The sequence below is a fragment of the Streptomyces sp. NPDC090741 genome, assembly GCF_044769045.1.
GTDB lineage: Bacteria > Actinomycetota > Actinomycetes > Streptomycetales > Streptomycetaceae > Streptomyces.
On sequence record NZ_JBIVXF010000003.1, the window covers coordinates 65,824 to 85,338 of the forward strand.

The window sequence follows — 19,515 nt, forward strand, 5'->3', positions numbered from 1 at the left end:
GCGTGCCCGAGCTCGTACAGACCTTCAGGTTCCGGGTGCGGCTCACCCGCAGCGCCGCGCCCGGCCGGACCGCCGCGCCCCCGCCCGACATCCCCCGCCCGCCGTCCGAGGCCGCTGCGGTGGGCCCCGCCGCGGTCGGCCCCGGCCCGGCCGGTCCCGGCGCCGCGGACGGGGCCCCCGACCGGCTCGGCGACGGGGGGTTCCAGGAGTGCGCCGGGCTGGCCCTGGAGGCCGACGTACGCGAGTACCTGCAAGGCGGCGCCAACGACGAAGTGGTGCGCCGGGTGGGGCGGGTCAGGCTCCAGCCGATCGTCCTCAAACGCGGCATGCTCATCGCCGCCGACGGCGGGAGCGCCGACACGGGCCTGTGGGACTGGCTGCACGGGACGGTCGCCGGCGGCGCCCCCGTACCCCGCTACGACGGCGACGTGGAGGTGCTCGACCCGGCCGGCCAACGGGTGGTCGCGCACTGGACGTTCGTCCGCGGACTGCCGCTGAAGATCACCGGACCGACGCTCAACGCCAGGACGGGGGAGATCGCCGTGGAGGAACTGCACATCGCCCACGAGGGCCTGCGGCTGGAGCGGACCCCGTGACGGCCCTGGTCCACGCCACCCTGCAGCGGCTCACGGTGACCGCCCAGCCGGGGAAGGACCGGCCGCCGCTGGTCAAAGAGGCCGAGGGCAGCGGGCCGCTGGCCGTGCAGTTCAACCCGGCCACGCTGCGGATCAGCCGCAACAACAACGTGGACCGGGGCGGGGCGACCACGAAGAACCAGAAGGTCCAGCATCCCGCCCAGGAGGGCTCGACCCTCACCTTCGACCTGGAGTTCGACACCGCCGAACAGCGCGGTGGCGGACAGTACGTCGACGTACGCCGCTGGACCGCCCTGGTACGGCAGTTCGTCGAACCCCCCGCGAAGACCTCCGACCCGCCGCCCGCCGTCCGCTTCGTCTGGGGCACCCTGCGCTACAACGGCATCGTCACGCAGGTCACCGAGGAGCTCGACCACTTCGCCCCCGACGGGACCCCGCTGCGGGCCAAGGTCGGGGTGACCGTCGTCGAGCAGAACTTCGCGTACCAGGCGCACGACGAGGGCCCCGGCACCCGCGACGCTCGCACCGCCACCGAGGCCGGCGACCAGCGCACCGGAGCCGCGCCCGGTACGGCCGGCACCAGCCGGCCCCGGCAGGTCGTCCAGGCCCGGGACGGGGAGTCCGCCCAGCAGCTGCTGTCCCGGCTCGGGCTGGACCCGGCGGCCTGGCGCGGCGCGATGAGCGGGCTCGACAGCCCGCTGACCCTGGCGGCGGGGGCCGCCGTCCAACTGGGCGCGGAGGTCTCGGCGGGGTTCGCGGCCGCGGCCGGGATCAGCCTCTCGGCGGGCTTCGCCGGGGACGCGGCCCCGACCTCGGCCGGCGGCCTGGCCGCCGCGCTGGGCGCCGGCGGCGCCGCGGGGGCGGATCCCGCACTCGCCGGATTCGTCCTCGGCGCGGCGGGCGGAATCGCCGCGTCGGCGGACATCGTGGCCGGCGCCGCCGCGGACCAGGCCACCGCACGGGCCCGGCAGAGCTTCGAGGTGCCGACCGCCCCGGCCGGCCCGCCCGTACGGGAACCGGCCCACCCCGCGGGACCGGCCGGGTACGCCCCGCCGCCGGCGCTCGACCGGCGCTCCCTCGGCTACGGCCGGGGCGTACCGCTGCGGGCCCGCGCCGACCCCGCGACCCTCGCCGAGGTCCGGGCCGGCGGCGCCCGCAGCCTCGCCGACCGGGCCCGGCGCGAGGAGATCCCGCCGCCCGACCCCGCAGCCGCCCCCTGGGAGCGGCTGCCGCCCGCCGCGCCCGGCCGGGCCGCCGCCGACTGCGAGCAACGCGGCCGTGACGCGGGCCCGACCACCCTGAGGTGGACACCGCGAGGAGGCCCGCCATGAGCGTGTACATCGGAGAGCTGCACACCGACGTCGTGCCGGCCGCGGGCGGCGCCGCACCGCCCGCCGCCGGAGCGGACCGGGCCGGCGGGCCGTGGGCGGCCGCCGAACACCACCGCGAAGCCTGCGAACGGGCCGCCTGGCTCGCCGCCCGCGTCGCGGCGGAGGGCTTCGATGACTGAGGCGGCCGTCGCGACCGTATCGCCCGTCTTCGAAGTCGCGGGCTCCCTGGTCAAGGACCTCGCGCGGGACTGCGTACGCCTGGAGGTCGCCGAAGGCGTCGAAGGACTGCGCACCCTGCGCGGGCACTTCCTCGCCGTCGGCGCCGGAGCCAAGGGCCCCCAGGACCGGCTGCGGCACCTCGACGGCTCCACGGTCGGCCTCGGCAGCGCCCTCAAAGTGGCCCTCGGCCCGCCCTCCCGCCAGCGGTACGTCTTCGAAGGCGTCGTCTCCGGCCTCGAACTCGTCCTCGGCGACGGCGAACCCCCGCTCGTCCTCGTCCACGCCGAGGACGCGCTGATGCGGCTGCGCATGACCCGCCGGATGCGCACGTACCACGACACCACCGACGCGGGAGTCGCCGAGGAGCTGGCGCGCGAGCACGGGCTCGCCGCCGACGCGGACGTCCCCGGGCCCCGCTACGACGTCCTGCAGCAGCTCAACCAGAGCGACCTCGCCTTCCTGCGGGAACGGGCCCGACTGGTCCAGGCCGAACTGTGGGCCAGCGGCCGCACCCTGCACTTCCGCCCCCGCGGCAGCCGCGGCACGACCCCGCAGACCCTCGTCTACGGCGGCGAGCTCATGGCGGTGCGGCTCTGCGCCGACCTCGCCCACCAGCGCAGCGAGGTCGTCGTCACCGGGTACGACGCCGACCGGCGCGAGATCGTCGACGAACGGGCCGGCCCCGAGGTCGTCGAGGCGGAAACGACCGGCGGCCGCACCGGAGCCGCGGTCCTGGCCCGGACCCTGGGACCCGGCACCGGCCTGCGCGTGCGGGAGGCCGCCCTGACCGCCGAGGAGGCCGGGACCTGGGCGCGCGCCGAAATGCTGCGCCGCGGACGCCGGTTCGTGACGGTCGCGGGCACCACCAACGGCAGCCCCGACCTCGTCGTCGGCGGACGCCTCGTGCTGCGCTCGGTCGGCGCCCCCTTCGAGGGCGAGGGGTACACCGTCACCCGGATCCGGCACACCTTCGACGCGGACCACGGCTTCCGCACCCGCTTCGACGCCGAACGCTCCAGCCTGAACGAGGTGGTGTGATGTCCCTGCCCGCGCCCGCGGACGGCTCCGCACCCGGATACTTCGGCGTCTACCCGGCGTTCGTCACCGACATCGTGGACGAGAAGCGGCTCGGCCGGGTCGAGGTCCGCTTCCCCTGGCTCGGCACCGACGGGGACCGCGACGTACGCGCCTGGGCCACGCTCTGCTCCCCGTACGCCGACGACGAGCAGGGCCTGCTCGTCCTGCCCGAGGTGGGCAGCCAGGTCGTCGTCGCCTTCGAGGCGGGCAACCCGCGCCGCCCGTACGTCCTCGGCGCGGCCTGGAACGGCCGCAGCGCCCTGCCGCACGAGCCGGAGGAAGCCAACAACCTGCGTGCCCTGCGGTCGAGGGCGGACAGCCGGCTGGAGTTCGACGACACCCGGGGCGCGGCCAAGGTGCGGATCACGATGGCCTCCGGCCACGAGGTGACCCTGGACGACGCCACCCAGCAGGTGACGATCCGGCACAGCGGCGGCTGCGTGGTGCGGCTGACGCCGACCGCGGTGGAGGTCCAGGCGAACGTGTCCGTCGACGTCAAGGCGCCCATGGTGGCGGTGAACGCCCCGCTGTCCACCTTCAGCGGCCTGGTGAAGTGCGGGACGCTGGTCACCGAGCAAGTGGTGATCTCCCCGGCCTACACCCCCGGCGCCGGGAACATCTGGTGACCGCGGCCGCCGCGGGCGGGCACGGCTTCAAGGTGCTCGCCCCCTGGTACGCCTGCGAGCGCGGGCACTTCGACCGCTTCGACCCCTCCGCGCACGCCCCGGCGCTCCAGAAGTACGCCTCCGCCGAGTTCGTACGGGCCCTCGTGGCCGATCCGCGCGACTCGCTGCAATTCGACCCCGAGGACGACGTCTGGTCGTACCCGGTGCCCGTCGCCCTCGCCGACCGCGGCCCGGGCCGGGCCCGGTTCGCCACCCACCAGCTGGTGCGGACCCGGCTGCGCAAGCTCTACCAGCCCAGCCACGAGCGGTTCTACGCGGTCGTCGTCGAGCTCTTCTGCGACCGGCCCGGGCTGCCGCGCCCGCAGTCCGCCGAAGGCCTGGAGGTCGGGTTCGTGATGCGCCGGCGCCACGTGGAGATGGACGCACCGCCCAAGGTGCTGCGTACGCTCTCCCGCAGGCTGACGGCGGAGCTGCTCGCGGTCAAGGGGCAGGGGGGTTCGGACACGGGCCCGTACCCGTCGGAGGCCCGGGACGTGCTGTGGGCCGAGCTCGCCCACCGCACGGCCTTCGAGGACGCGCACCGCGAACTCCTCGACCGGGTCGACCTGAAGAAGCGGACCCAGGCCTGGATGGCCGGGGCCGGGGCCGGGGCCGGGGCCGCGGGCGGCCAGTGGCGGGCGCTCGGCGAGCCCCCCGCACCCGGCCGACCCGAGGACCGGGAACAGGAGCTGCCGATGTGGCGGCTGCCCGCCCGCTCGGGTGACTGCGCGCACGCAGCGCCCCCGCCGGAGCGGTCGCTGTGGTTCGGGGTGGTGCCGACCGCCTCCGCCGACCACGACGACCGGGGCGCCCCCAAGCTGGACGACCGCTCCGTCTACGAACTGCGCTGCTTCGTACGCCGCGCCCCGCGGCCGGGCCACGAGCACTGCCCGCCGCAGATCTCCTGGAGCAAGCCCACCGAGCCCTTCCGGCTCGCGTCGTTCTACGACCCCGAGGGCACCAAGAACCGGAAGATCTCCATCACCATGCCCGACTTCCGGGCGGTGGCCGCCCGGGCCGCCGCACCGCCCGGCCCCGGCGGGGTCGCGATCACCAGCCCGCCCGGCTCGCAGCTGTCCTTCGACCCGGGCGGCGGCACGCCCGGCGGCGGCTCGGTGGGCGGCACCCTCCCGCGGACCTGCACCTTCGCCCTCGAAATCTTCATGATCGTGGCGTTCTTCGTGTTCAGCATGTTCCTGCCGATCGTGGTCTTCCTCTTCCAGCTGTGGTGGCTGCTCGCCCTGCGCTTCTGCCTTCCGCCCTCGCTGGACGCGGCCGCCGCGCTGAAGGCCTTCTTCGACGGCACCAAGACCCTTGCCGACATGGGGCAGGCGCAGACCGACGCGTTCGACGAACTCCTCGGGGCCAAGGGCGCGGGCGCCCGCCTCCGGGACACGAGCGACGCCTTCGCCCAGGACGACCTCGACGACCTGGTGGACCTGGTCACCCCGCCCGCCACCGCCCCGGCTCCGGTACCGCCCCGGCCGGAGCCGCCGGTGAACGACCCGCTGTGCGAGGGGGGATGACATGGCGGCTCCGGCCCCCGCGGCCCGGGAACCGGCCCGCGCGCCCGTCCCGGCCCCCGCCGTACCCGCACAGACCCCCACGGGCCCCGCCCCCGCCGCCCCCGGAAAGCTCGCGGACGAGCTGTCCCGCGTGGTCCTCGCGCCCGACGTCCCCAAGGAGGAACTGGCCCTGCAGGGCGGGGCGGCGCTCGCGGTGCCCGCGACGGTCGAGGAGTACCTGGACCGCAAGGGGGCCGCGGGCGGCCCCGTACGCGTCCGCCTGGGCCGGCTCGCGGCCGGCACCCTCCACCTCCGCAGGACCGGCCAGGGGATCGTCACCGGGCCCGGGAGCGAGTTCCAGCCGGTCCCTCTCCTGCACCCGCTGCTGCTGCCGCTGCGCACCGAGGGCATCGAGCCGGTGCTCGCCCTGCGCGTTCGCGACGGCGTACCGGAGGGGCACGCCTCGGCGAAGGTGAAGGGCGTACTGCTCGACGGCGCCCGGGGCCTGTTCGACACCCTGCAGGGCTCCGCCCGGGCACTGGGCCGGCACGGCGTGAGCGGTCTGCGGCTGGCGGGTGTGGAGAACGAACTGCGCGGAGCCACGCTCGTCGTGAGGGCCGCCGGGATGTCCTTCACACTGGCCGGCTTCCTGAGCGCCTCCGGGAGCCTCGGGCTCGCCAACGAGCTGGTCACCTTCGACGCCGTCGCGAAGGGCACGGTGGCGGGGCTCGGCCCGGTGGAGGTGCCGGTGGTCCGGGGGCCGGACGGGGAGCTGTCCGGGAAGGCGGTCGTGGACGTGGCGCTGCGCGGGTTCACCGGGCAGGTGACGGCCGCCTTCGCGGCCGGGCTCGTCGACGTACGGGGAACCGTGCGCTACGCCAACGACAGGTTCGACGGCCAGGTGACGCTGCTGGCCACCGATGCCGGGACGGCGAAGGAGCTGACGGAGAGCCGGCTCCCCGAGCAGGTCACGTCCGCGAAGGCGGTGACGGGGGAGGCGGCGGCCCCGGCACAGCCCGCGGGTCCGCGGCCCGGCCCCCGGGTGGTGGCCGGCTGGGGCACGGTCCGCGTCCGGCTGGCGGACTGGCTGAGCGGTGAGGCGCTGGTGGTCGTCGACCACCACGATGATGTGACGGTGGTCGGCAAGATCCTGCCGAAGATGGACAAGCCGCTCTTCGAGCAGAAGAACTACCTCAAGCAGCTCGCGAAGTTCGAGGTCCGTGCCCTCTACGGAGTCCCGCTGGTCGGCAACGTCTTCCTGTTCGCCGACATCGGCCTCGAAGCGGAGGCGAGGATCGGCCCCGCGACGCTCGACCGGATGGAGCTGACCGGCACCTGGTCGACCAGGCCCGAGGTGCTCAAGAGCTTCGGCCTGACCGGCACCCTCAACGTCTCCGCGTACGCGGGCCTGCGGCTCAGGGCCGAGGGCGGCGCGGGCGTCCAGCTCGTGGGCCACGACATCAAGGCGGGCATCGCGCTCATCGCGCTCGCCGGAGTGCGCGGGTACGTCGAGGCCACGCCGGTGATCGGCTACCGGGAGGTCGCCGACCCGAAGGCGGGCAAGCACGGGGAGTTCTTCCTGGCCGGGCACATGGAGATCGCGGCCCAGCCGTTCCTGGGGCTCGGCGGCGAGCTCTTCGTCGAACTGGACAGCCCGTGGTGGTCCCCGGCGCCGGACAAGCGCTGGAACTGGCCACTGGCCCAGCTGGAGTACCCGCTGCCGGGGGAGTTCGGCATCGGCGCGGACGTGGAACACGTCCTGGGCTCGGGAAAGGTTCCCGAGGTCACGTTCGGCGAAGTGGCGTTCAACCCGGACAAGTTCCTGACGGATCTGGTGGGCGACCACGTCCCGGCCAAGTCGGCCAAGGACGAACAGAAGAAGGGCGCGTGGAAGGACCCGGGCGCCGTGAGGCCCCCGGTCGTGAAGCCCCCGGCGCAGGCCCCCCGCGCCCCGTCCCCGTCCCCGTCCCCGGGCAAGCCGGTCGCGCCGGGGGCCGCGCCCCCGTCCCCGGCCGTCCAGCACCGATGGCTCGCCGGACTGCAGGCCCTCGGCGCACTCGCCGAGAAGTCCCACCGCGACCCGCAGGACGCGGCCGAACTGCGTGACGCCCTGGCCGGGATCAGGAGGACGTACGGGTTCAGCGCACTGGACGCCGAGTTGGCCGGCGGAAAATGGCAGGTCACGGCCGCCATGAACCCCACGACGAAGAAGATCCCCGCGATCGACGCCGATACCTCGGCCCCCGGGGACACCGGCGGCGTGGCGGGCGTCGACCGCCGCGATCCCAAGGAACTGCCCGCGTACCACGGCGGCCGCTACAGCGAGCTGAAGAACCCGAAGACCGGCCTCAACTACGCGGGTACCGAGATCAACCACATTCCGCCGCAAGGCGTCACCAAGAAGATCAGGAACCTCTCGGTGGGCCGCGGCCCCGCGATCCAGATGGACAAGCAGGACCACCGCGGACGCAAGGACTCCGAGGGCAACTGGACGGACCATCCACGGGTGTTGAGCACGGGCAAGTGGAAGGAGTCCGACGAGCACCGGGCCGGCCAGCTCGGTCTGATGCAGGCCGAGAAGTCCAAGGCCGCCGTCCAGATGGACATCAAGGACATCCGGTCCAAGTTCAACACCAAGTACGACGCCGCCATCAACGAGATGAAGCCCGCCCTCCGGGAGGAGGGCTGGTGGTAGCCGCACGAACTCCCGCGCATCCCACGGGGGAGACGGTGCGGTGACGGTCCCGGCGGAGCATGGACACCATGGCAGCATCTGACGCCCTGACGTCCGCCCCCGGCGGCCGCGGCCCGGCCGCCCTGTCCGCCGGCGAGGCCCGGCTCGGGACCGGGCTGCGGTTCCCGTTCCGGCCCGGAAACGGAAGCGGAAGCGGAAGCGGAAGCGGAGGCGGGCTCGGGTGGGTCGCCGGGGCCGCCGCGATCCGGCAGTCCATCGAGACCGTCCTCGACACCGAGCCCGGCGAGCGGATCATGCGCCCCACCTTCGGCTGTGGACTGCGCCGCCACCTCATGGCCCCCAACACCCCCGCCACCCGCACCGCGATCGCCGCCGAGATCGGCGAGGCGCTCACCGCCTGGGAGCCCCGGATCCGGGTCACCGAGGTCGCCGTGACCCCGGGGGAGGAGCCCACCCTCGTATGGATCGACATCGCCTACGTGCACCTGCTCGACCTGCGCCCGGACAACCTCGTCTACCCCTTCTACCTGCGGTAGGGGCCGGGTGACGACGGTATGCCGCTGATCGGCCCCATCCTCGACGACCGCACCTTCGAACAGCTCCGGGACGAGCTGGTCAAGCGGATCCCGGTCTACGCCCCCGAGTGGACCGACCACAACGCCGCGGACCCCGGCATCGCCCTGCTCGAACTCTTCGCGCACCTCGGCGAGTCCCTGCTCTTCCGCTTCAACCAGATCCCCGACGCCACCAAGGTCGCCTTCCTGCGGCTGCTCGGCGTCCGCCCGCGCCCCGCGCTCACCGCCCGCGCCCTCCTCGTCCTGCAGACCGAACGCCCCGAAGGGGTCCAGGTGCTGCGCGGCGCCGAGGCAAGGGCCGGCGCGGTCTCCTTCGAGACCGACAACGAGGTCGTCGCCTGGCCCCTGGAGACCCTCGCCGTCGGCAAGACGCCCGCCCCCGAGGCCCCCGGCCCCGCCGAGAGCCGGCGCCGGCAGAACGCGGTCGAGGCCCTGCCCAAGGGCGAGCGGGGGCGGGTGGCCTCCGGGGCGCCCGTCGCCTTCTACGTCACCACCGCCGTCCCCGCCGACCCGCTCGACCCCGACCGGCCGCCCCTGGACGTCAGCACCACCCTCGACCGCTCCCTGTGGATCGCCCTGCTGGCCAAGAACACCACCGACCCCCGCCTGCTGGCCGGCCGGACCCTCTTCGTCGGCGTGGTCCCCGACGAGCGACTCCCGCGCCCCTACGACCTGCGGGCCCGCGACACCCAGGACCCGACCCGGCTGCGGGCGGGCGACCTCGTGAGCGCCCCGCCCGGCTTCCTCTGGGAGCTGTGGAACGGCCCCGAAGCCCCCACCGCCTTCACCTCCCTCGCCGTGCTCGGCGACACCACCCGCGGACTGACCACCGCGGGCGTGGTCTCCGTCGAGCTGCCCGCCGCCTTCCCCGCCCACCCCCGGGGCGCCGCCGGCCCCGGCGGCCTGCACAGCCCGCCCCCGCTCGACGACGAGAAGGCGGCCGCCCGCGTCCTGGGCTGGCTGCGCGTGCGCCGCCCCGCCGACGAGAACGACGCCATCCACCGCATCCGCTGGGTCGGCGTCAACGCCGTCGGCGCCGTCCAGGCCCGCACCGCCGCACCCGAACTCCTCGGCACCGGCACCGCCGACGCCGGACAGGTCCTGCGCCTCACCCGCAGTCCCGTCCTCGCGGGCAGCGTCCGGCTGGAGGTCGAGGAAGCCGACGGCTGGCGGCCCTGGACCGAGGTCGAGGACTTCGCCGCCGGCGGCCCCTTCGACCGGCACTACACCCTCGACGCCGAAGCCGGACTCGTCCGCTTCGGCACCCGCTGCCGGCTGCCCCAGATCGGCGAGCGCATCCGCGTCCTCACGTACCGGTACGGCGGCGGCTCCGCCGGGAACGTCCCGGCGGGCGCGATCGGCGCGCTCACCGGCGTCGCCGCGGTCAAGGTCACCAACCCCCTCCCGGCGGCCGGCGGCGCCGACCCCGCCTCCCTCGCCGACGCCCTGGAGGCCCTGCCCGCCGAGGTGCACCGCCGCGACCGGGCCGTCACCTCCGACGACTTCCGCTCCCTCGCCCTCGAAGTCCCCGGCGTGCGCCGCGCCGAGCCCCTGCCCCTGCTGCACCCCGACACGCCCACCCAGCCCGCGGCCGGCGTCGTCAGCGTGCTCGTATTCCCCACCGAGGACCTGCGCGACCCCGGCGCCCCGCTGCCCGACCTCGCCCTGCTGCGCCAGGTGGCCGCGTACCTCGCCCCCCGGCGCCTGGTCACCACCGAGCTGTACGTCATCCCGCCCACCTACGTGGACATCGCCGTCTCCGCGGGCATCCGGACCCGGGACGGCTACCAGCCCGACGCGGTGCGCCGCTGGGTCGAGCTGATCCTGCGCCAGTACCTCGCCCCGCTCCCGCCGTACGGGCCCGAAGGCGCGGGCTGGCCGCTGGGCCGGGCCGTGCGCCGCGCCGAACTGGAGGCCGTCGCCGTACAGGTGGAGGGACTGGAGTACCTGGAGGACGAACTGCTGCTGGCCCGGCGCTCCGGTACGGGATGGACCCCGCTCCCGCTCGTCCCGCTGAACCCGTGGGAGGTGCCCCGGGTCGCCGCGATCACCGTCGTCACCGGCAGCCCGCTGCCCGTCGGCGCGGGATACGGCTCCCCGCCGCCGCCCCCCGGCGACCCCGTCGTCGTACCGCTCCCCCCGGAGGTGTGCTGATGCACGGCGACCGAGCCATCGGCGTCCTGGCCGACCCGGACCAGTGGGTGCGCTGCCGCCACGAGTCCACCGCCCACCTCGACGAGGGCGGGGTCTGCCTCGCCTGGGAACCCGAGCCGGAGACGGGGCCCGCCCCCGGGACGGCCGTTCACGGACCGGCCGGGCTGGCCTTCGACCGCTGGGGCCGCGCCTACCGCTCGTACCCGCGCGCCGGACGCGTGGAGGTCATCGCGCCCGGCGCCGGCGGTGAGGGCGCGCCCCGCCACCGGCCGGGCACCCTGTGCGTCCCGCGCGGCCTCGCCGTGGACGCCGCGCAGCGGCTGTTCATCGCCGAATCCGGGGCCGGAGCCGTCCAAGTCGTCGACCTGTGGGGCGAGCGGCTGCTGCGCCGGGTCCCCGTCCGCAGCGCGGCCCGGCCGCACCGCCGGCCCCTCGACGTCACCGCCCACTGCGGGGCGGTGGCCGTCCTGGTCACCCGGCCCGCCGGGATAGTGCTCCTCCAGGGCCGCCGCGGACCGCTGCGCGGGCCCGTACTGCGCCACCCGGCGGGGAGCGACGGCCTGCGCCCCACCCGGATCGCCGGCCACGCCGGGCACCTCCACGTGCTGTGGACCGGCTCGGCCGGCGGGCACGCCGTCGTGGCCCGGGCCGACGGCACCCGGCCCCTGGCCGTACCGGACGCCACCGACCTCGACCTGACCGCCGACGGGGCGCTGGTGGTGGCCCGGGGCCCCGGACAGCCGTTCCGGCGGTTCCGTACGGACGGCAGGGCCTGGGTGGAGATCGAGCCCCTGCGCGCCCCCGGCTACGACGGCGGCGCCATGACCGCCGGCCCCGACGGCCGCGTCGCGTTCACCACCGCCGACGGCCTCGCCCGGACCGCCGGGCCCGCCGCCCGCTACACGCCCGCCGGGACCGTCATCGGCTACCGCCTCGACGCGGGCGAGTACCGCACCCGCTGGGGCCGGCTGTTCCTCGACGCCTGCGTCCCGCCCGGCACCGAGGTCCGCGTCAGCTTCCTGACCACCGACGAGGACACCGTCCCCGACCCGCTGCCCTGGTCGCCGCCCGTGCGCGGACCGCGCTCCGTGCGCCACCCCGACCAGACCCCGCCGCTGCCCTCCCGCGCCCTCTACGCCGACCGGCTGCCGCCCTCCGCGCCCCTGTTCCGGCGCCCGACCGGCCGCGAACTGCCCTGGGCGCAGATCGACCCCGAGGACGGGTTCGAGACGTACGAGGCCCCCGTCGCGGCCCCGCCCGGCCGCTACCTGTGGATCGTGCTCCGGCTCGCCGGCACCCCGCGCGTGACCCCCCGCGTCCGGGGCCTGCGGGTGGAGCGGCCCGGACACCGGCTGCCCGCCGCGCTCCCCGGGGCCTGGAGCCGGGACGAGGCCGACGCCGCCTTCCTCCAGCGCTTCCTCGCCCCCGCCGAGGGACTCCTGCACGAACTGGACTCCCGCGCCGCCCTGCGCACTCTGCTGCTCGACCCCCGATCCACCCCGCAGGAGGCCCTCGGCTGGCTGGCCGGGCTGCTCGGCCTGGCCCTGGACCGGCGCTGGCCGCCGTCCGCCCGGCGCGAGCTGATCGCCCAGGCGTACGACCTGTTCCGCATCCGCGGCACCGTCGCCTGCCTCGAACGCATCCTGCGGCTCTACCTCCCGCTGCCCATCAGCGTCGTGGAGCACTGGCGGCTGCGCGGCCTCGGCGGAGCGGTGCTCGGCGCCGGGCCCGGCGGGGCCCCCGCACCGGCCGTCGGCGGCGCGGCGGCCACGGCCGGTGCGCTGGGCCGGTTCACCGTGGGCGGCACCCGGCCCGGGGAGGACGGCTACACCGCCGCCGCGCACCGGTTCAGCGTGCTCATCCCCGCCGATCCGAGCCCGGTCCAACTCGACGTGGTCCGCGCCATCGTGGAGGCCCACAAACCGGCCCACACCCTCGTCGACATCTGCCCGCTCGGCGCCGGCATGCGGATCGGCCGCACCCTGCACCTCGGGCTCACCTCCGTCGTCGGCCCCGGCGCGGCATGGGGTCCCGCGGTCGTCGGCCGGGTCCGGGTCGGCGAGGACGGCATCGTGGGCGTGCCCGCCGCCGGTTCCCGCGTCGGCGAGAGCACCATCACCGGGGCGGTGCGCGTCGGATGAGCGGCCCCACGGTGGTCATCGAGCGGCTGTCGGCGACCCTGCGCCACGATCCCGGCGCGCCGCCGCCCGCCACGGACCGGCTGCGCGGACCGCTGCGGCACGCGGTCGCCGGCCCGCTCGAAACGGCCCTGCGCGCCCTGGACCTGCCGCCAGGGCACTGGTGCCTGGCCCGGCTGGACCTGAGCCTCGGCCTCGACCTGGACCGCCCCGTTCCCGCGCTCGCCCGCGACTGGTCCGAGGCGGTCGCCGCCGCGATCGAACGGACCGTACGGGAGGGCCGCGCGGGCGCACCGGGCGCCCTCGTGCACTACCGGCACGACGTGGAACTGCTCGCCGACGCGGTGGCCGGGCTGGCCGCCGGGCGCCGCGAACGGCTGTGGGCCTGGCGGCAGACCGGGATCCTGCGCCCCGGTGACCCGGCCCCGCAGGCATCGCCCGGCCCGGCGCTGCTGGCCGCCCTGGAACGCCACCCGGAGCAGGCCGCGGCCGCCGTGCTCCGCGGCGCCGAGCAGTGCGGGCTCGCCGCGCTGGACCGGGCCTGGGGGCGGGACGGCTGGCAGCGCCTGGCCGCCCTCGTCACGGGTACGGGCCGCCCCGCGCCCGAGGAACCCCCGGCCGGGTGGCCGCCCGACCCCGAGACGCGGGCGCTCGCCCGGACCCTGCTCGCCGGATCGGGGCTGGCCCGGCTGATCCGCGCCTCCCGGCTGCGCCCCGCCGAACCGGTGCTCGCCGCCTGGGCGGTGCTCGTCCTCGCGGAAACCGATCCGGCCGCGCTGGAGCGGCCCGCCGCCCGGCCCGGGCTGCGCGGGCTGCTGGCGCAGGGGCTGCGGGTCCTGAGTGGCGGCGCCACCCGGCCGGAACCCGAACCGGGGTCATGGTTGCGGGAGTTGCCGGGCCGTGGAGCCGGCGGGAACGCCGGGGACGCCGAGCCCGCCGGGTCGGCATCGGCCGACGGCGGCGCCGAAGCCCCGCCCGGTCGGGACGCGCCGCCGCAGGGGCCTCCCGCCGCCGACCCGCCCCGCGCCGACGCGGGCGGCTCCGGGCCGGGCCCGGGCGGCCCCGCGGCCGGCGACACCGCCGCGCCGGCCCCCGTACGGCCCGTACCGCCGGAGCCGGCTCCCGATCCGGCGGACGGCGCCGCCACCGGCTGGGCCGGGCTGCTGTTCCTGCTCGCCACGGCTCCCGAAGCCGGGCTCCCGGACCGCGCACTCGACGAACCCGCACTGGCCGCCAGGCCGTTGCCCTGGGCGCTGCACGCCGCCGCCCGCGCCCTCGTCCCCGGCATCGTGCCCGGGGACCCGGCCGCCCTCGCCCTCGCCGGACTCGCCCCCGACCGCGCCGCCGCTCTCCTGCGCGCCCCGGCGGCGACCCCGCGCGAGCAGGACGCCGTGGACGCCCTCGCCGCCGACTGGGCGCGGGCCACCGCCGCCCGCCTCGGCGACGAGCGGTACGCGCAGGACCCGTTCGGCGCCGTCCTCGCGGTCGCCCGCCGCCCCGGGCGCATCACGGCCGAGACCGGCTGGATCGAGGCCGTCCTCGCCGTCGCCGACACCGACCCGGCGCTCCGCCGCGCCGGACTGGACCTCGACCCGGGGTGGCTGGGCTGGCTCGGCGCGGTCGTGAGGTACCGCTATGTCTGAGCGCATCAGCCGGGACCTTTCGGGCCGGGCCGCCGAAGTCGCCGTACGGGTGGCCGAGCTGCTGGAGACCCTGTGCAGCGAGGAGGCGGGCGGAGGGTCCGTGGCGTTCCTGCGCGACTGGGCCGCGAGCGCCGCAGACCGGGCCGCCGCCGCACCCGGCGTACGCCCTGCGGCCGACACCCCGCTCGACCGGCTCGTGCACCGGTTCGGGCTCGGCTCCCTGGAGACCGAGCTCGTCCTGTTCGCCGGGCTCCCCGAGGAACACGAGGGCCTGGCCCGCACGTTCCGCACCATGAACCCCGGCGGCGCCCCGCACCCCAGCGTGGGCCTGGCCGGCCTCCTGACCGAGTGCGCGGCCCGTACGGCGGCCCGGGGCGGCCCACGGGGGCAGGCGGCCGACCGGGTCGCCCTGCGCCGGCTGCTCCACGAGGGCCCGGCCGTACGGGCGGGCGTGCTCGCCCTCACCGGCGAAGGCCCCTTCCACGAACGCTCCCTGACCCTCGCCGACGGGCTGTGGGAGGCCCTCCACGGCCACCCCGCCTGGCCCGCCGTCCTTCAGGAGGCCGACCCCGGCCCGCCGGTCGCCGGACTCGACGGCTGGCTCGAACTCCCCGAGAGCGTCCGGGCCGTCGCCGCCCTGCGCTCCCGCGAACCCCGCGTCCTGCTGGTCGGCGCCCGGGACGAGACCGTGGGCCTCAGCCGCTGCGCGGCCCTCGCCCGCGCCGCCGGACTCGGCCTCCTCGCCGCCCGGACCCGCCCCGAAGACCCGCGCGCCATGGGACTGCTGGGTCTGCACGCCGCCGTACGGGACGCCGTGCCGCTGCTGGTGGTGGCGGCCCCGGCGAGCGGGGCGGCGGGCCCGGTCACCCCCGCCGTCGCCCGGATCCCCGGCCCGCTGCTGATCTGCGCGGCGCCGGGCACCGTACGCCCCGGGCCGCAGCGGCCCGTACTCACCGTGCCGGTCGGGCCGATCGGCACGGCGGACCGGCGCACCGCCTGGCGGGCGGCGCTGCCCGAAGCGCCGGAGCACGCCCCCGAACTGGCGGCGCGCCACCCGCTCGACCCGGCGCTCACCGCCCAGGTGGCCCTCGACGTGCACAGCCGCGCCGCACTGGCCCCGGGCGCCGAGGAGGACGGCGGCGGCCCGGACGTCCCCGGCGCCATCCGCGCCCGCGCCGGGGCGCTGCTGCCCCCGGGTGTCGACCTGGTCGGCCCGCAGGCCCGCTGGCCCCGGCTGGTCCTCGGCGGGGAGGCGGACGGCCAGCTGCGGGACGCCGTGGCCCGGCTGCGCCACCAGGCGCTCGTCCTGGACGACTGGCGGCTGCGCGAGGCCGCCCGGGCCGCCCGCGGCGTACGGCTGCTGCTCACAGGGCCGCCCGGCACCGGGAAATCCCTGGCCGCCGAGGTACTGGCGACCGAGGCGGGCCGGGACCTGCTGGTCGTCGACGGCTCCGAGCTGGTGTCGAAGTACATCGGCGAGACGGAGAAGAACCTCGCCGCCTGCTTCGAAGTGGCCGAGCGCACGCAGGCGGTGTTCCTCCTCGACGAGGCCGACGCCCTGTTCGCCACCCGTACGGAGGTCTCCGAGGCCAACGACCGGTTCGCGAACATGGAGACGGCCTATCTGCTCCAGCGCCTCGACCGCTTCGACGGGCTGGCCGTGCTGACGACCAACCTGCGGCAGAACATCGACGCCGCCTTCATCCGCCGCATGGACTTCGTCGTGGATTTCCCGCTCCCCGACGAGGCCGGCCGGTACCGGATGTGGGAGCTGCACCTGCCCCGGGCCCTGCTGCACGCCGACGTGGACCTGGCGGGGCTCGCGCGGCACTACCCGGTGCCGGGCGGCTGGATCCGCAACGCGGCGATCGGCGCGGCCTTCCGGGCGGCGGACGACGGGGGAGCGGTCCGCCAGGGCCACCTCGTCGACGCGATGCGGCGCGAGTACGGCAAGGCGGGCCGCCCGTTCCCGGGGGAGCCGGCCGGGCCGGGCGGCGCGGGCGCGGACCGGCGGGCGGCGCGGGCCCTGGACTCGGCGTACGACTTCCCCGCCCCGGTCATCGACCGGCGTACCCAGAAGGAGAGCTCATGACGGCGCTCGGCTCCGGCGGCACCCCGTGCGGCTGCGGCGGCGGGTCCGCCCCGGACCTGCCCACCGATCCCTCGTACGGAGGCGGGCCGTGCGGGCCCGGCCCCTGCGGCGGGGACGAGCTGCCCGTGAACCCCTTCCTCGCGCTGCGCGTGGCCTTCGGGATGCTGCTCGGCGAGGACGACTTCCGTGTCCTGATGGGCAATCCGCGCGGCAAGCTCATGCTGCACAACGCCTGGCTGCACGGCTCGGGGGTGCTCTGGGGGTTCGGAGTCGCCCGGGACGGCGACGAGCTCAGGGTGGATCCGGGGCTGGCCGTCGACGGGCTCGGCCGCGAGCTCACCCTCGAAGCGGCCTGGTGCGTCTCCCTGACCGCGTGGGCGAGGGACTGGATCGAAGCGCACCCGCCTCCGCCGCAGGAGGGACCGGCGGACGCCGAGCCCGGGCCACCCCGGCGGCGCACCGTCGAGGCCTGGATCCTCGCGGAGTTCGCGTCCTGCCCGGACCGGCCGGTGCCCGCCCTGGCCGACCCGTGCGACGTGACGCGCCGGCACGACGACTTCTCCCGGATCGTCGAGACCGCGCGGATCACCCTGCGCTCCGCCGCCCCCGCGCCCTGGCGCCCGTACCACCGCGTACGGGTCCTCCTCGGGCTCGACGAGGCCGCCCCGGGGGACACCGCCGGGCAGGAGGCGCTGCGGGAGGCCGCCGAGGTGGCCCGGGTCCCCGCGCACCGGCGGGCGCCGGCGCTGCTCGCCGCGTTCCGCCGGCTGGCCGCCGCGGACGCCACCGCTCTCGTGCCCGAGCGCGCGGAGGGCGACGTGTGCCCGCCGTGGGCGCCGGTCACGGAGGACCACGCCCCCGTCGTGCTGGCCCGCCTCACGGTCGAACTCAGCGAGTACGACGGGTGCGTACGGATCGAGGAGGTGCGCGCCGACCCGTCCGTCCGGACCGCGGTGCTGCCCACCACCACCGTCCAGGAGCTGGTCTGCGGCCTGGCACCCGGGATCATCGGCGCCGCCGCCGAGGCGGACGCCGGAGGCCCGCGCCTGATCCGCGGCTCCCTCGCCTGGAGCCGCGAGCACACCGTGCTGAGCTTCGAGGTCACCGCCCCGCTCGCGCCGGGCTGCGCCGAACCGGAGGGCATCGAGATCACCTCGCTCTCCGACTCCGGCCGGGGCTGGGCGAGCGACGAGGTCGCCGGGATCCGGGTGTCGGCCGACGGGCTCCGGGTGAAGGTGGACCTGGACCAGCGGCCCGCGTACGAGACGGTCCGCGTCCGCGTCCGCGGCACCGGGCCCAAGCCCCTGTACGGCGAGCACCCGCGCGCGCCCTTCGCGGGGCTGGAGGGCGGCCCGCCGGGCACCGCCGACGAGGGGAACGACGCCGTCGTCACCGTCCATCTGCCGCACCGGGCGGCACCCGGGAGGACCGAGGAATGACGATCAGCGAAGCCGCCCCCGCAGCCGCGAGCCCCGCCCCGCCCGCCACCCCCTCGGCGACCGCCGACGGCGGGATCGACCGGCTGAACGCCTTCGACGGGCTGTTCCTGCGCGCCGAACACCTGAGCCGCATCCAGGACTACGCCCGCGAACTCGCCCTGGCCGTCGGCGCGGCGGGCGGCCCCGGCGTGGTCGAGGGCTACGAGGTCAGCGTGAAGGACGGCACCCTCCGGGTCGGCGGCGGCCTCGCCGTCTCCCCGGAGGGCCGCCCGCTGCGCTCGCAGCGCCTCGTCACGCTCCCGCTCACCGGCCTCACACCCGGGCTCGACGGGTTCTGGTGGGTCGAAGTGGCGCCCGACTCCCGGCCCTACGGCGACGCCCCGGTGCAGGGCAGCTACTGCGACGACCCCTGCACCGGTACGGGCACCACCCGCCACCCGTACCTCGCCGAAGGGGTGCGGATCCAGCTGGTGGAGGGCACCGAACGGGGGCTCGACAACCAACTCCCGGCCTCCCGGCGCAACTTCCTCGCCTCGCGGATCTTCGGAGCCGAGCGCACCGAGCACTCCCCGTGGCCGTACGGGACCGGCCGCGCGCACCTGCCGCCGTCCTGGACCCCGCCGGCCGCGAGCCCCGGCCGGCCGAGGACCGTCCGGATCGCGGTGCTCCTGCGCGACCCGGGCAGGCCCGACGGGTGGGAGGTCGACATGTGGACGGCCCGCCGCGACCGGGCCGCGGCCCCGCCGCAGCGGTACTGGCAGTCACGGCTCGGCATGCGGCCCTGGGACGCGTACGCGGCCCAGATCCTCCAGTTCCAGGACCAGTTGGCGCAGGTGCTGGGCGTCGCGCAGCCGCCCGCCGCCGATCTGGGGCCGCTGCTGGAGCAGTTGGCCCTCATCGGCGAAGAGCAGTTCCTCAAGAGCCACACCAAGGACCAGCTGGGCCGGGAGGTGGCCCGGCTCGTCACGGGCATCGGCGAGGGCGCCCTGATCCGGCCGGCGCAGGCAGGACCGGGCCCGTACACCCTGCAGGAGCTGGGCATCGCGGAACTCCCGCCCGCCGGGTACCTGCCGTTCGCCCCCGAGCCGGAACCGAGCGCCGCCCCCGCCGGGATCCGGGCGCTCCTAGGCCCGCAGGTGGACCTGAGGTACTGCTCCTGCGCGCTCGCCGATGTCGCCCAGGCGGTGCAGGAGGCGCAGCACCGGGACCGCATCCGGCTCGACGAGCCCGTCGGCGTGGACATCCTGCTGCCCGTCGACGACCGGGAGGCGCCGGTCGGGGGCTGGGTCGCGTTCGTCAGGAGGGAGCGGCGCCACTGCTACGACCCCGGATGACTGTCACAATCCTGAATGAAATCATAGCACTCGGTGACTGATCGGTGACGGT

At 76.5% G+C, this 19,515-nt stretch carries 14 protein-coding genes; all 14 read left to right on the forward strand.

Annotated elements, in window-relative coordinates:
- Window positions 1-2 precede the first annotated feature (2 nt).
- The 14 genes from ACIQU4_RS09930 to ACIQU4_RS09995 all read left to right on the forward strand — a co-directional run bounded on the left by ACIQU4_RS09930 (window position 3) and on the right by ACIQU4_RS09995 (window position 19,463).
- Window positions 3-596: a phage tail protein gene (locus tag ACIQU4_RS09930; RefSeq protein ID WP_403727857.1), complete on the forward strand. Its 594-nt coding sequence runs from the start codon at window positions 3-5 to the stop codon at window positions 594-596.
- Complete coding sequence (locus ACIQU4_RS09935; RefSeq protein WP_403727859.1) at window positions 593-1,927, forward strand: hypothetical protein; 1,335 nt, start codon at window positions 593-595, stop codon at window positions 1,925-1,927. Before ACIQU4_RS09930 ends, ACIQU4_RS09935 begins: the two co-directional genes overlap by 4 nt.
- Complete coding sequence (locus tag ACIQU4_RS09940) at window positions 1,924-2,106, forward strand: hypothetical protein (protein ID WP_030155182.1); 183 nt, start codon at window positions 1,924-1,926, stop codon at window positions 2,104-2,106. Before ACIQU4_RS09935 ends, ACIQU4_RS09940 begins: the two co-directional genes overlap by 4 nt.
- A complete protein-coding gene (locus tag ACIQU4_RS09945; protein ID WP_403727862.1) occupies window positions 2,099-3,184 on the forward strand; it encodes a phage late control D family protein in 1,086 nt (361 codons plus the stop codon). The genes ACIQU4_RS09940 and ACIQU4_RS09945 overlap by 8 nt, the downstream gene beginning before the upstream one ends.
- Window positions 3,184-3,849, forward strand: a complete 666-nt coding sequence (locus tag ACIQU4_RS09950) for a phage baseplate assembly protein V (protein ID WP_403727863.1) — start codon at window positions 3,184-3,186, stop codon at window positions 3,847-3,849. Before ACIQU4_RS09945 ends, ACIQU4_RS09950 begins: the two co-directional genes overlap by 1 nt.
- Window positions 3,846-5,414, forward strand: a complete 1,569-nt coding sequence (locus ACIQU4_RS09955) for a hypothetical protein (protein ID WP_403727865.1) — start codon at window positions 3,846-3,848, stop codon at window positions 5,412-5,414. The genes ACIQU4_RS09950 and ACIQU4_RS09955 overlap by 4 nt, the downstream gene beginning before the upstream one ends.
- Before the next feature lies 1 nt (window position 5,415).
- Complete coding sequence (locus ACIQU4_RS09960) at window positions 5,416-8,088, forward strand: hypothetical protein (RefSeq protein WP_403727867.1); 2,673 nt, start codon at window positions 5,416-5,418, stop codon at window positions 8,086-8,088.
- A gap of 68 nt (window positions 8,089-8,156) precedes the next feature.
- A complete protein-coding gene (locus ACIQU4_RS09965; protein ID WP_403727869.1) occupies window positions 8,157-8,624 on the forward strand; it encodes a GPW/gp25 family protein in 468 nt (155 codons plus the stop codon).
- Between the two features lie 18 nt (window positions 8,625-8,642).
- The gene (locus ACIQU4_RS09970; RefSeq protein ID WP_403727870.1) at window positions 8,643-10,817 is read left to right on the forward strand and encodes a putative baseplate assembly protein; all 2,175 of its coding nucleotides are present in this window, start codon (window positions 8,643-8,645) and stop codon (window positions 10,815-10,817) included.
- On the forward strand, window positions 10,817-12,958 hold the full coding sequence (locus ACIQU4_RS09975; RefSeq protein WP_403727871.1) for a phage tail protein: 2,142 nt from the start codon (window positions 10,817-10,819) through the stop codon (window positions 12,956-12,958). Before ACIQU4_RS09970 ends, ACIQU4_RS09975 begins: the two co-directional genes overlap by 1 nt.
- Window positions 12,955-14,598 carry a hypothetical protein gene (locus ACIQU4_RS09980; RefSeq protein WP_403727873.1) on the forward strand — a complete coding sequence of 548 codons (1,644 nt, stop codon included), beginning with the start codon at window positions 12,955-12,957 and terminating at the stop codon, window positions 14,596-14,598. The genes ACIQU4_RS09975 and ACIQU4_RS09980 overlap by 4 nt, the downstream gene beginning before the upstream one ends.
- Window positions 14,591-16,690 (forward strand): ATP-binding protein, encoded by a 2,100-nt coding sequence (locus tag ACIQU4_RS09985; protein WP_403727875.1) that lies wholly within the window; start codon window positions 14,591-14,593, stop codon window positions 16,688-16,690. Before ACIQU4_RS09980 ends, ACIQU4_RS09985 begins: the two co-directional genes overlap by 8 nt.
- Window positions 16,687-18,129, forward strand: a complete 1,443-nt coding sequence (locus ACIQU4_RS09990; protein WP_403727876.1) for a hypothetical protein — start codon at window positions 16,687-16,689, stop codon at window positions 18,127-18,129. The genes ACIQU4_RS09985 and ACIQU4_RS09990 overlap by 4 nt, the downstream gene beginning before the upstream one ends.
- A complete protein-coding gene (locus tag ACIQU4_RS09995) occupies window positions 18,126-19,463 on the forward strand; it encodes a hypothetical protein (RefSeq protein ID WP_403727878.1) in 1,338 nt (445 codons plus the stop codon). The genes ACIQU4_RS09990 and ACIQU4_RS09995 overlap by 4 nt, the downstream gene beginning before the upstream one ends.
- Window positions 19,464-19,515 lie beyond the last annotated feature (52 nt).